Source organism: Roseisalinus antarcticus, assembly GCF_900172355.1.
In the GTDB taxonomy this organism is placed as follows: domain Bacteria; phylum Pseudomonadota; class Alphaproteobacteria; order Rhodobacterales; family Rhodobacteraceae; genus Oceanicola; species Oceanicola antarcticus_A.
In genome coordinates this window covers 23,315-31,596 of record NZ_FWFZ01000010.1, presented here as the reverse complement: position 1 = coordinate 31,596, position 8,282 = coordinate 23,315, and the positions used below count along the sequence as shown (strand labels likewise).

11 protein-coding genes and 1 pseudogene are annotated in these 8,282 nt (G+C 68.6%); 6 read left to right on the top strand and 6 right to left on the bottom strand.

Features of this window, described 5'->3' with window-relative positions; all coding sequences use genetic code 11:
• Positions 1–114, top strand: a pseudogene (locus ROA7023_RS25665) (calcium-binding protein); the annotation flags it as partial.
• 72 nt (positions 115–186) lie between these two features.
• Entirely contained in the window at positions 187–1,272 is a 1,086-nt protein-coding gene (locus tag ROA7023_RS11310; protein WP_085879155.1) for a calcium-binding protein, read from the top strand.
• Between the two features lie 71 nt (positions 1,273–1,343).
• On the opposite strand, the gene ROA7023_RS11305 is transcribed toward ROA7023_RS11310, so the two are convergent.
• Complete coding sequence (locus tag ROA7023_RS11305) at positions 1,344–2,375, bottom strand: M42 family metallopeptidase (protein WP_085879154.1); 1,032 nt, start codon at positions 2,373–2,375, stop codon at positions 1,344–1,346.
• 376 nt (positions 2,376–2,751) lie between these two features.
• Between ROA7023_RS11305 and ROA7023_RS11300 the strand changes: the two genes are divergently transcribed.
• The 4 genes from ROA7023_RS11300 to ROA7023_RS11285 all read left to right on the top strand — a co-directional run bounded on the left by ROA7023_RS11300 (position 2,752) and on the right by ROA7023_RS11285 (position 5,439).
• Positions 2,752–3,252 (top strand): type III secretion system chaperone family protein, encoded by a 501-nt coding sequence (locus tag ROA7023_RS11300; protein WP_085879153.1) that lies wholly within the window; start codon positions 2,752–2,754, stop codon positions 3,250–3,252.
• An 84-nt stretch (positions 3,253–3,336) separates the two neighbouring features.
• Entirely contained in the window at positions 3,337–4,152 is an 816-nt protein-coding gene (gene proC, locus ROA7023_RS11295) for a pyrroline-5-carboxylate reductase (protein WP_085879152.1), read from the top strand.
• On the top strand, positions 4,145–4,483 hold the full coding sequence (locus ROA7023_RS11290) for a tRNA-binding protein (RefSeq protein WP_085879151.1): 339 nt from the start codon (positions 4,145–4,147) through the stop codon (positions 4,481–4,483). Before proC ends, ROA7023_RS11290 begins: the two co-directional genes overlap by 8 nt.
• On the top strand, positions 4,480–5,439 hold the full coding sequence (locus ROA7023_RS11285; RefSeq protein WP_085879150.1) for a 2-hydroxyacid dehydrogenase: 960 nt from the start codon (positions 4,480–4,482) through the stop codon (positions 5,437–5,439). The genes ROA7023_RS11290 and ROA7023_RS11285 overlap by 4 nt, the downstream gene beginning before the upstream one ends.
• 66 nt (positions 5,440–5,505) lie before the next feature.
• On the opposite strand, the gene ureG is transcribed toward ROA7023_RS11285, so the two are convergent.
• The 5 genes from ureG to ROA7023_RS11260 all read right to left on the bottom strand — a co-directional run bounded on the left by ureG (position 5,506) and on the right by ROA7023_RS11260 (position 8,229).
• A complete protein-coding gene (gene ureG / locus ROA7023_RS11280; RefSeq protein WP_085879149.1) occupies positions 5,506–6,135 on the bottom strand; it encodes an urease accessory protein UreG in 630 nt (209 codons plus the stop codon).
• 118 nt (positions 6,136–6,253) lie between these two features.
• The gene (locus tag ROA7023_RS11275) at positions 6,254–6,898 is read right to left on the bottom strand and encodes an urease accessory protein UreF (RefSeq protein WP_085879148.1); all 645 of its coding nucleotides are present in this window, start codon (positions 6,896–6,898) and stop codon (positions 6,254–6,256) included.
• On the bottom strand, positions 6,888–7,439 hold the full coding sequence (locus ROA7023_RS11270; RefSeq protein WP_085879147.1) for an urease accessory protein UreE: 552 nt from the start codon (positions 7,437–7,439) through the stop codon (positions 6,888–6,890). The genes ROA7023_RS11275 and ROA7023_RS11270 overlap by 11 nt, the downstream gene beginning before the upstream one ends.
• On the bottom strand, positions 7,436–7,879 hold the full coding sequence (locus ROA7023_RS11265) for a hypothetical protein (protein ID WP_085879146.1): 444 nt from the start codon (positions 7,877–7,879) through the stop codon (positions 7,436–7,438). The genes ROA7023_RS11270 and ROA7023_RS11265 overlap by 4 nt, the downstream gene beginning before the upstream one ends.
• Positions 7,880–8,016: 137 nt before the next feature.
• Positions 8,017–8,229, bottom strand: a complete 213-nt coding sequence (locus tag ROA7023_RS11260) for a DUF1127 domain-containing protein (RefSeq protein WP_085879145.1) — start codon at positions 8,227–8,229, stop codon at positions 8,017–8,019.
• Between the last annotated feature and the right edge of the window lie 53 nt (positions 8,230–8,282).

The following is an 8,282-nucleotide window of genomic DNA, read 5'->3' as shown; positions in this document are numbered from 1 at the left end:
ATCAACGGCAATGCCGGGGCGGACAGCCTGTTCGGCAAGTCCGGCAACGACGACCTGTTCGGCGGGGGCGGCAACGATTCCGTCGACGGCGGGGCCGGTGCGGATTACCTGCGCGGCGGCGCCGGTGACGACACTGTCGTCGGCGGGCCCGGAGACGACACGCTGAACGGCAACACCGGCGACGATGTGCTTTTCGGCGGGGGCGGCCGCGACCGGCTCAACGGCAACGCCGGCGATGACGTATTGTCGGGCAATACCGGCGACGACCACCTTTACGGCGGGGGCGGGCGTGACACCGTCAACGGCGGCAACGGCGCGGATTACCTGCGCGGCGGCCAGGGCAACGACCTGCTGCGCGGTGGCGACGGCGACGACACCCTGAACGGCGGCGCGGGCGAGGACTTGCTCTATGGCGGTGCCGGGGCGGACAGGATGAACGGCAATGCCGGCGACGACAGGATGTACGGCCAGCAGGGCAACGACGACCTCTACGGCGGCGGGGGCAACGACACCGTCGACGGTGGCGCGGGCGACGATTACCTGCGCGCCGGCGCCGGGGACGACATGCTCTCGGGCGGGACCGGTGACGATACGATCAACGGCAGCGGCGGGAATGACCTGCTGTTCGGCGGCGCGGGCGAGGACCGGCTGAACGGCAACGCCGATGACGACGACCTCTACGGCCGCACCGGGAACGACGCGCTCTTCGGCGGCGGCGGCGATGACATGGTCAACGGCGGCCGCGGCGACGACGAGCTTCGCGGCGGCGCCGGCAACGACGTGCTCAAGGGCAGCGACGGGGCCGACACGCTGGTCGGCAACGATGGCGAGGATCTGATCTATGGCGGACGGGGGGCTGACCGGGCCCTCGGCGGAGAAGGGCAGGATACGCTGTTCGGCCGGTCCGGCGACGACGACCTGGCCGGCGGAGCGGGCGACGACACGATCGACGGCGGCGTCGGGGCGGACATGCTGCGGGGCGGCGCCGGCAACGACGTGCTCGATGGCGGTGTCGGAAACGACGTCTATGACGGGGGCAACGGCCGCGACATCTTCATCTTCCGCGACCTCGGCGTCGCGGACAGCGATGTGGTCACCGGGTTCGAGGACGGGATGGACATGCTGCTCTTTGCCGGCGACACGCCGGGGTTCGAGGGCTTCGGGCCGGACGGCACCCTGGGCGTGCGGATCTTCTTTGCCAGCGGCAAGGAGATCATCGTCGAAGGCTGGAGCATGGACGAGGTCGACGAGAGCGACTGGTCCCTGCTTTGACAGGTCGCCCACTGCGCCCGCGCATGGGATAGGCCCATGCGCGGTGCGTCATGTCCTGCAAGCGGACCGCCTCAGAGGCTGTGGAGATAGGCCGCCAGGATATCCCGTGCCGCGCCGAGGTCGGCGGTGTCGGCCATCTCGGTGACCGTGTGGATATAGCGCGTGCCCACGGTGATCCCTATGGCGCGGGCCCCGGCGGCGGCCTGTTGGGCCGCGGCGCCGTCCTGGCCGCCCGACCGCAGCATGGTCCGCTGGAACGGAATGCCCTTGTCACGGGCGAGGGCGTCAATCTCGGCCACAAGCGCCTTGTCCGAGATGAAGCTGCCGTCGCGGATATGCAGGCCGAAGCCGCTGCCCTGCACGGTCGTCCGGTCCTGTTCGGGCACGCCGGGCGTGTCGCAGGCCAGCGTGACGTCGATGCCGATCCCGATGTCGGGGCGGACCTTGAATGCCGCTGTCCGCGCCCCGCGCAGGCCGACCTCCTCCTGCGTGGTGAAGACGACGTGGATTTCCGCCCCGCGCCCGCCGTCGCCCAGCGCCCGGATCGACTCGATGCCGAGCCAGCAGGCGATCCGGTTGTCGAGCGCCTTCGAGACGACCTTGTCGCCCATCTCGAGGAAGGGCTCGTCCATGACCACGTAATCGCCGATGCTGACCTTGTCGGCGGTGGCGGCACCCAGTCCGAGGTCGACGAAGAAATCGCTGACCTCGGGAACCTTCTTGCGGTCCTCGGGCGAGGAGATATGGACCGGCTTGCCGCCCGGGTTCATCACGCCTTTCAGATCGCCCGACCCCGTGCAGACCAGGACCCGGCGCGAGAAGAGGTTGCGCGGGTCGAACCCACCCACGGGCTGCAGGTAGACAAAGCCCTTGTCGGTGATGTGGCTCACCAGAAAGCCGATCTCGTCCATGTGGCAGAGCAACATGACCTTGGGTGCGCCCTCGCTGGCGGCGCGACGCACGCAGTGAAGCGAGCCCATGACATCGGTCGAGACCTCGTCGAAGAGCCCGCCGACCTCGGCCTCGATCAGGGCGCGGACACGCTCTTCGTGGCCCGGCACGCCGGGGGTTTCGCAAAGGCGTCTGAGAAGGTCGATATTCATCGTTCGATCCTTGTTTGGCAGGGAAATGAAAGGGTCGGGGGCAGGGAACCATGCGCCGTGCCCCGATGCCAGTCCCGATCGGGTGAAATGCGCCGGTTTCGTCAGGGCAAGATGGCAGGACAAGGCGGCCCGCGCCGGCACCTTCATCCCCGACGGCCCGCCCCGGTCAGGGCAGTTTCAGGATCGCCCATTCCCGCGGCAAGGCCGGCCACGGGCCGGGAAATTGAACTTGTCCCCAAGAAACTGCTTTACAGCCTCAAGGCCGGCGTCCACCATATTTAGTGAGGAGGTCGGCCATGCACCGCCTCCCTTGAGCAGTCATCTAGCGGTTGGGGCGCTGCCCAGGGCCTTTCGCTAGACTACAGGAGGCCCGACCATGGCGCTGACCGAACACATCCAGAGCGACGACATTCACCCGATCGACCTCGTCGAACACATTGCCGAGCATTACGATTGGGAATTCGACCGCATCGGCGACGATCAGATTGCGATGGCCGTGGAAGGCCAATGGCGGACCTATTCGATCACGCTCGCCTGGTCGGCCTATGACGAGACGCTGCGGCTGATCTGCACCTTCGAGATGGAGCCGCCGCAGGATCGTATCGGCGAGCTCTACGAGGTTCTGAACCGGGCCAACGACCTGGTGTGGTCTGGGGCCTTCACCTGGTGGGACGAGCAGAAACTGATGGTCTGGCGCTATGGCCTGGTGCTGGCCGGCGACCAGGTCGCGGGGCCCGAGCAGATCGACACGCTGATCGGTGCCGCGGTCATGGGGGCGGAGCGGTTCTATCCGGCGTTCCAACTGGTCACCTGGGGCGGGCACTCGCCGAAGGATGCGATCCAGGTGGCCATTGCGGAAGCCTACGGCACCGCGTGACGCCCCAGAAAATTCGCGAATTTTCTGGCCGCTCCGGTCGCGACGGGTTGGCATCTGCCTCTGGCCTCGGCAAAACTCGCCGACATGAAACTGAATGACATAGAAGAGCGCGGGCTCGTCCTGCTTGGCTGCGGAAAAATGGGCTCGGCGATGCTGGCCGGATGGCTGGCCGGCGGATTGTCCCCGTCGGCGGTCTGGGTGATCGACCCCAAGCCCTCCGACTGGCTGCAGGGCCGCGGTGTTCACCTGAACGAGGAGGTCCCGGCAAGCCCCGCGGTCGTCCTCGTCGCGGTCAAGCCGCAGATGATGGATGACGCGCTGCCCCAGGCGGCCGATTTCGGCGGCGGCAAGACGCTGTTCGTCTCGATCGCGGCCGGAACCTCGCTTGCGCGGTTCGAGCGGGCGCTGGGGCCGCAGACGCCCATCGTGCGGGCGATGCCCAACACGCCCGCGGCCGTGGGCCGGGGGATCACGGCGACCATCGGCAACGGCGTCGCGGGCGAGGCGGACCTTGCGCTGGCCGAACGTCTGCTCGGGGCCGTCGGGCAGACCGTGCGGCTGGAGAGCGAAGACCAGATGGATGCGATCACCGCCGTCTCTGGCTCAGGTCCGGCCTATGTCTTTCACCTGATCGAGACTCTGGCCGCGGCGGGTGCGGCCGAAGGGCTGAGCCCGGAGCTGGCGTTGGCACTGGCGCGGGCGACCGTGGGCGGGGCCGGCCAGCTGGCGGAGGATGCAGAGGAGGATCCCGGGCAGTTGCGCGTCAACGTGACCTCGCCCAACGGCACCACGCAGGCGGCGCTTGAGGTGCTGATGGACGAAGAGGCCGGGTTCCCCGCGCTTCTGCGGCGGGCGGTCCATGCGGCGGCCGAGCGCTCGCGGGAGCTCGGACGTGGCTGAGATCGGGTTCGAGGACTTCATGAAGGTCGACATCCGGGCGGGGCGGGTCCTGCGGGCCGAGCCTTATCCCGAGGCGCGCAGGCCCGCGATCAAGCTCTGGGTCGATTTCGGGCCCGAGATCGGCGAGCGCCGCTCGTCGGCGCAGATCACCGCGCAGTACACCCCAGAGGATCTGGTGGGCCGGATGGTCATGGGCGTGGTGAACTTTCCGCCCCGGCAGATCGGGAAATTCATGTCGGAGGTGCTCGTGCTGGGCGTTCACGACGACGACGGCGGGGTCGTTCTGATCGCGCCGGACAAGGACGTGCCAATCGGAGGGCGGATGCTGTGAGTGCGACCGGAAAGAAACTGCTGATCACCCGGCAGACGCTGGCGCCGGTTCTGGACGCCTTGCGTGCAAGCTTCGATGTCACCGAGGGCGACGGGGCGCTGGATGCCGCCGCCGCGGCGCGGGCGCTCGAGACCTATGACGCGATCATCCCCACGATCGGCGACGACTTCTCGGCGCAGGTGTTCGAGATGGCCGGGACCATCCGCTGTGGCGTGCTGTCCAATTACGGCGTGGGCTATTCCCATATCGACGACGCGGCCGCCAAGGCGCATGGCCTCGTCGTGTCGAACACGCCGGATGTCCTGACCGATGCGACGGCCGACATCGGCATGACCCTGCTTCTGGCGACCGCGCGGCGGGCCGGCGAGGGCGAGCGGATGGTGCGCTCCGGCGCCTGGAGCGGGTTCGGCCCGAAGGGTCTGCTGGGCACCCACGTGACGGGCAAGACGCTCGGGATCGTCGGCATGGGCCGCATTGGCCAGGCCGTGGCGCGGCGCGGGCATTACGGCTTCTCGATGCCGGTGATCTACTACAACCGGTCCCGCAAGGACGCGGGCCTGCCCGCGCGGCAGGTGGAGAGCCTGGCCGAGCTGATGTCGGAAGCGGATTTCGTGGTCGTCACGGTTCCGGGCGGCCGCGAAACCACCGGGCTGATAGACCGCGCGGCGCTTGCGGCGATGAAGCCCTCGGGCATCTTCATCAACATAGCGCGGGGCGAGGTGGTGGACGAGACCGCGCTGATCGACGCGCTGGAAGCGGGCGCGATCAAGGGTGCCGGGCTCGACGTCTATGTCAATGAACCGGACGTGCCGGCGCGGCTGACCGCGCTCGACAATTGCGTGCTGCTGCCGCATCTCGGCTCGGCCACCTTCGAGACCCGCGTGGCGATGGGCATGGTCGCGGTGCGGAACGTGCGGGCCTGGGCCGAGGGCAGGCCGCTGCCGCAGGGGGTCTGATCCGTCTTTGGCGCCGGGTGCGGGATTCCGGGCGGCGTGGCTTTTCTCCGGTGTCAGGGCGTGGCGTCAGGCCTCGACTGGCAGGGACAGGCCGCCGATACGGGCCAGCAGGGAGACCACCTCTTCGACACCTTCGGATTTGCGCAGGGCGGTGAAGACGAAGGGCAGGGGGCCGCGCATCCGTTTGGCGTCGCGGGCCATGACCTCGAGCGAGGCGCCCACATGGGGCGCGAGGTCGGTCTTGTTGATCACCAGGATATCCGAGCGGGTGATGGCGGGGCCGCCCTTGCGCGGGATCTCCTCGCCCGCGGCCACGTCGATCACGTAGATCGTCACGTCGGCCAGTTCCGGCGAGAACGTGGCCGAAAGATTGTCTCCCCCGCTCTCGATCAGGATCAGGTCGAGGTCGGGGTGGCGGTCGCGCAGCCGGTCGATGGCGGCGAGGTTGATCGAGGCGTCCTCGCGGATCGCGGTGTGCGGGCAGCCGCCGGTCTCGACCCCCATCACCCTGTCGGCGGGCAGGATCTGCATCCGCATCAGGGCCTCGGCATCTTCCTGGGTGTAGATGTCGTTGGTGATCACCGCGAGGCTCAGGTGGTCCTTGAGCGCGGCGGCGAGGCGGGCGGTCAGCGTCGTCTTGCCGGCGCCGACGGGGCCGCCGATACCGACGCGGAGGGGGCCGTTGGGGGAGGTCATCGCGAGGTCTCCTGTGGCGAGGGGTGTGCGGGTGGTGCGGGGGCGCTGCCCCCTCTGGTCAAGGCTGCGCCTTGCCCATTCACCCCCGGGATATGGGAAGGCAATGAAGGGCAGGGCGTCATGAGCGGAAGAGCCGTGGCTGCAGGGTTTCATGCCGCATGGAGGCGGCGTCGAGCGCGGGGGTGAAGGTGCCCAGATCGTCGATGCCGAGGTCGGTGAGGCTGTCCGCCTGTGCCGGGATCGCGGCGGTGAGCCGGGCCAGGATGCGCTGGCCGTCGGTCTGGCCGAGCGCCATCAGACGTTGCGCGGCCTGGATCAGGTTCGACAGCATCGCCTGAAGATAGAGCCTGGCGGTGGGGGTCAGGGGCTGGTCCATCAGCCGCGCCGCGCGTCCGACCGCGACCGGAAGCGCCATGTCCGGAAGCGCGAGGCCCCAGACCTCGCGCGTTGTGCGGGCGAAGGCTGCGCCCTGCTCCAGCGTCTCGTCGCGGCGCTCGGCGGAGGGGGCCAGAGCCTGGGCGATATCGGCGATGTCGGCAAGCTCTGCGGCGTCCGAGCGGTGGGCGGCGGCCAGCAGGATCGTATCGCTGCGCCCCGCGCCGTGGAACAACACGGTCTCCAGAAAGCGCTGGAGGGTGGCGGCGTCGGTGACCTCGCCTTCGGCGACGACCTGTTCAAGCCCGTGGGACCAGCCGAAGCTGCCCAGCGGAAAGGCTGGCGAGAGCCATTGGGTGAGAAGCAGGCCAGCGCCGTCAGTGGTCATGGGTGTGATCGTGATCATGACTGTGGGGGTGGTCATGTGTCTGAGCGTGATCGTGGGCGTGATCGTGGGCGTGAGGGTGGTCGTGGGAATGGCCCATCGTGCGGCCGTGGCCATAGGCGCCGCCCTCGGGCGTGAAGGGCTCGCGCACCTCATGGATGGTCGCGCCGATCCCGGCCAGCATCCTGCCCATGACCGCGTCGCGCTGGATCACGATGCGGGGCGGATCGGGCTCGAACTGGGCCGGGGCGTGGCGGTTGCCGATATGCCAGGCCACGCGGGCCATGTCGGCGGGTGCGGCGGTCACGGCGAGCAGGTCTTCCTCGGCCGCCACCACGCCGATCAGCCGGCCGTCGCCCAGCAGGAAGGCGTCGCCGTGATCCAGGGACACGGTCTGGGGCAGGTCGACGAGGAACGCCGCGCCGCCGTCGGTCTCCAGACGCCTGCGGCGCAGGAGGCGCCCGTCGTAGCTGAGCGAGACCACGTCGGCGAGTGCGCCATGGCTGTGACGTCGGATCTCGTGGGCCGGGGGCAGCTCGGTCATCGGGCGGCCCCGATGTCGGTCGGGGCATAGTCCACCCGCTCTTCGCCGGGGGCTTCGTTCCAGGCGTAATAGGCGATGCCGAGCTCGGTCAGGTACATGAAGCCGTCGACATTGCCGGGATCGGTGTCGAAGGTCTGGCTGAAGGGGAGACCGGTATAGGCGCAGCTGCCGATCCGCACCGGAACCGGCTCGGCGAAGCTGTAGCCGTGCTGTTCCTGCCGGACGCCGTTCGCATCCAGCACCAGCGCGGAAAGGTCTGCCTGAAGGCCGGGTTCGGGTGCCTGCATTTCGCCGGGCGGCATCGCGTAGGCGGTGGTCATCCGGGCGGAGAGGAGCGGGGCGCGGTCGTCCATCTCTCCGTAGACGATGGAATAGACCCCCAGCGCCATGTCATACCAATAGACGGTCTGGCCGTCTTCGGTGGCCGCGGCGCGGATCACGTCGGGGGCGAGACGGGAGAAGATCTCGACGGTCCCGTCAGACGACGTGAGACGGATGCCGGAGGTCGCGAGCGTCTCGGGACCGGGGCAGCCGTCCTGCGCCTGGGCCGCCCCCGCAAGGGCGGCCAGTGCCAGGATCAGAAGCCGATGCGGTCGCGGAAGACGTAGCGCACGATGTCCGAACGCTCGACGCCGATGTTCGACAGTTCGCGATCGCTCATCCTCGTGAGCCGCTGAAGCTCGTCCGCGCGGGATAGCCCGTCGATGTAGCTGCTGAAGCCCCTCCTGATCGCGGCAAGGAAGCTGCCCGAGCGTGGGGCATCTGCTTGAGTGCTGGTAATGAATGCCATTGGAAACCTCGTTGTCCTTTGGTCGTGGTTTTCTCCCCTGTGCAGTCATATAG

Coding starts and splice junctions, on each gene's coding strand:
- ROA7023_RS11260 (WP_085879145.1), bottom strand. CDS start 8,229: ATGGCATTCATTACCAGCACTCAAGCAGATGCCCCACGCTCGGGCAGC.
- proC (WP_085879152.1), top strand. CDS start 3,337: ATGAAACTGAATGACATAGAAGAGCGCGGGCTCGTCCTGCTTGGCTGC.
- ROA7023_RS11305 (WP_085879154.1), bottom strand. CDS start 2,375: ATGAATATCGACCTTCTCAGACGCCTTTGCGAAACCCCCGGCGTGCCG.
- ROA7023_RS11275 (WP_085879148.1), bottom strand. CDS start 6,898: ATGACCACTGACGGCGCTGGCCTGCTTCTCACCCAATGGCTCTCGCCA.
- ROA7023_RS11270 (WP_085879147.1), bottom strand. CDS start 7,439: ATGACCGAGCTGCCCCCGGCCCACGAGATCCGACGTCACAGCCATGGC.
- ureG (WP_085879149.1), bottom strand. CDS start 6,135: ATGACCTCCCCCAACGGCCCCCTCCGCGTCGGTATCGGCGGCCCCGTC.
- ROA7023_RS11300 (WP_085879153.1), top strand. CDS start 2,752: ATGGCGCTGACCGAACACATCCAGAGCGACGACATTCACCCGATCGAC.